Source organism: Chamaesiphon sp. VAR_69_metabat_338, from assembly GCF_031423935.1.
GTDB lineage: Bacteria > Cyanobacteriota > Cyanobacteriia > Cyanobacteriales > Chamaesiphonaceae > Chamaesiphon.
This window is the reverse complement of sequence record NZ_JANPGM010000738.1, coordinates 1-2,715: the sequence shown is the minus strand read 5'-3', so window position 1 is coordinate 2,715 and position 2,715 is coordinate 1. Positions and strand designations below refer to the sequence as shown.

2 protein-coding genes are annotated in these 2,715 nt (G+C 47.7%); both read right to left on the bottom strand.

All coding sequences use genetic code 11. The annotated features are described in order from the left end of the window. The coding region (locus tag RMO84_RS20455; RefSeq protein WP_310490280.1) for a hypothetical protein at positions 1-661 on the bottom strand (661 nt) is incomplete at its 3' end. Between the two features lie 233 nt (positions 662-894). Further along, positions 895-2,532 carry a UDP-N-acetylmuramoyl-tripeptide--D-alanyl-D-alanine ligase gene (locus RMO84_RS20450; RefSeq protein WP_310490279.1) on the bottom strand — a complete coding sequence of 546 codons (1,638 nt, stop codon included), beginning with the start codon at positions 2,530-2,532 and terminating at the stop codon, positions 895-897. Positions 2,533-2,715: the final 183 nt, after the last annotated feature.

Below are 2,715 nucleotides of genomic sequence, written 5' to 3'. Positions count from 1 at the left end.
GATCGAAAGTACCTACACCAGTGGCTAGATCGATCTTAATTTGTTGGCGATCGTCTGTGTAGCCAAATAGCTGACCCCCTTCAAAAAATATGCCATAAACATTACCAAAACCAATACCGCTGCCAATTGGACTAGCAGAGCCATTTAAGCCGATCGAGAACAAAGTACTATTACTAGGACTGAGGGATGTCGCTAAAAACTGGTTGCTGTTGGGATTGAAAACGATGTCACCAGCAGAGTTAAAGTTGGTGATGTTACTACCGACTTGTGTCGCCGCACCAGTAGTAGTATTAATTTGGTAAAAATTATTGCCGCCAGTCCCATAGAGATTGCCATTAGTCGCAAACCCCAGACCATTAATCGACGTACCTAGCGAACCCACAAACGTGGAGGTATTAGTGGCTGGATTAAATCTGTACAATTCAGACAAAGTGTTGCCGTACAACTGACCAGATCCATCCAGGGCGATGTCTGCTAATGAGCTTGGCCCGTTTGTAATTACTGGTGTAAATCGGCCATTACCCGAATCGATCTCGCCGATCGTGCCAGGGCTACTAAAAGTGTTCAAGAAGCTCACCGCCTGTACTGGTGCAAAATATCCGCTAGTAAGGACACCACCAACTGCCATACCGATGGTTAGTGCTAAAAATTTAATTTTCACGATTGGTTTAGTAGATGTTGAATGTGTAGCAACTTGGATGTAATCCAAATATTCAAGCTCAGAATAACAATGTATTCGGCAAAATAATTCAGCACAATTACTTAAGTATTTCACTGATAATACTTGTTGAGTGAGAGACACATCAAACAGTCATCCAGTCCAATAGTGGTAAATATTTTGTAATAAAAAAGACCGATCTAGATCGGTCTTCCGTTGTGAAGATTGGGCGAATCCTAGAACCTGGCGATCGCTTCGTACAGATCGGGCAGATCGTTTTCAATCAGGATTGTATCCTTGGGTTGACGGTGCTCGGGACTGGTGAGATAGGCTAGTGCCGCATCGCGATCGGGAAATTCCATCAGCTTATCGGGAGCCAAGCCGCCTTCGAGCAATCCGGCTTTGAGTGCTTCTTTATTCGTATCGCCGACGACGATCGCCAGATCGCAGACTGTCGCAGCTTTGATGGCAACTTGACGATTCTCTGCCGCTTGCAAGTCACCGAGTTCGACCATTCCTGGCGTCATCAGGATTTTGCGTCCGCCTTCGAGGACTTCGAGGACTTCCAGCGCGGAGGCAAACCCGATCGGGTTAGAGTTGTACGAGTCATCGAGAATGAAGCCATCGCCATTTTTGCGCAGATTGAGGCGGTTATTGGCAGGTTCGAGATTGTAGATGGCGGCAATGACGTAATCGGGATCTTTGCCCAGCGCGCAAGCCATCGTAAATGAGCCGACGAGATTGGAAAGCATCGGTGCGCCGAGGAGTTTGGTGAAGCCTGGATAGGTTTTACCTTGCCAGTGAATGTTAAAGGTGGTGCCATCCATACCCGCTTTAATATCCGACATCCAGCAGTCGAGGTGGCCGATTTCTGGTTCCAATCCATAGAGCAGTGTGGTTGCTTTGGGGTATTCGCCAGCCATCTTGCGCGCGCCAGGATTGTCGCCATTACAGACGAGTAAACCATCGGCGGGGATAGCTTGAGGCAGTTCGCATTTGGCTTTGTAGATATTTTCAATCCCGCCGAAGCGTTCGAGGTGCATTAAGCCGACGGCGGTAATTAGTCCGGCATTTGGGGGCGTGAAGCGGCATAATTTAGCCACAGAGCCGATTTGATACGCGCCCATCTCGATGATGGCGATTTGCTGTTGGGGTTTGAGATTTTCGCGGATTTGGCGGGTAATACCCATCTCGGTATTGATACTCCCAGGCGTCCAAAATGTCGGCTCGATCGCCTCTAAAATGCTCCCTAAGATGGCTTTGGTACTAGTTTTGCCATAACTCCCCGTAATCCCGATCGTGTAGGGCTGATAGTCAGCGAGGATATCTTTAGCTTCTTGCAGGAAAGCCTGCTGTTTCTTGAGTTCGTTCGGCCAGAGAATTGCATTGGCGATGACAATCCAGATCGGTGAAGACTGGATTAAAACAAAGGCGATGAGCCAATAGATGAAAATTCGATCGCCAGCTCCTAAGAAATAGGTAGCAGTAATGATGAGGATTGTCGCGATCGCATCTAAACCCAAAGCGAGATTGTAAATCGCCGTCGCTCGATCGGTCATATTCAGCTTAATCTTGCCGACCTTACGCGGATCTTCTTCTTTAAAGCCAATGAAGACTAAGACTGCTGCGGCGATAACGCAGATTACCAAACAATATTCCATCCGTCCCCCAGTGCCAAATTTACTCGTTACCGCTGCAATGAGGGCAATCAAAGTACCTTTGGTATCGAAAGTGCGTTTTTCGAGCAACCAATCTTTAAACCGCGATCCGTTATATTCTTCCTGCTGGAAGTAACGCAGATATCGCAATCCCCGCCGCGTGAAGAAGAGGATCGTGGCAGCCGAGATGATGGTGAGGCAGATGGTAGTAAGCATGGGAGATGTAATGGCGATGGCGACAAGGATCTGTAGGGGCGGGTTTATGCTAGAGATTTCTTTTAAACTAGAAGTTTCATTCAAACCCGCCCACCCCACGGTTATCTACCTGAAACTTATGTGGTGGGCACTGCCCACCTACGGTTGGAAGTTAATTAGTTAAACTTGTCAGCAATTTCTGAC